The 332-nt window shown below is 55.4% G+C and carries 1 rRNA gene; it reads right to left on the bottom strand.

From position 1 onward, the window contains the following. Window positions 1-332: ribosomal RNA gene (locus WS40_RS11055) — 16S ribosomal RNA — on the bottom strand; the annotation flags it as partial.

Genomic DNA, 332 nt, shown 5'->3' with positions numbered 1-332 from the left:
GTGTACAAGGCCCGGGAACGTATTCACCGCGGCATGCTGATCCGCGATTACTAGCGATTCCGACTTCATGCAGTCGAGTTGCAGACTGCAATCCGGACTACGATCGGTTTTCTGGGATTGGCTCCGTCTCACGACTTCGCTGCCCTCTGTTCCGACCATTGTATGACGTGTGAAGCCCTACCCATAAGGGCCATGAGGACTTGACGTCATCCCCACCTTCCTCCGGTTTGTCACCGGCAGTCTCACTAGAGTGCCCTTTCGTAGCAACTAGTGACAAGGGTTGCGCTCGTTGCGGGACTTAACCCAACATCTCACGACACGAGCTGACGACA

It is taken from the genome of Ruminococcus sp. N15.MGS-57 (genome assembly GCF_000980385.1).
Classification (GTDB): domain Bacteria; phylum Bacillota; class Clostridia; order Oscillospirales; family Ruminococcaceae; genus Hominimerdicola; species Hominimerdicola aceti.
The sequence above is the reverse complement of the archived record's forward strand: the minus strand, read 5'-3'. Positions and strand labels throughout refer to the sequence as shown.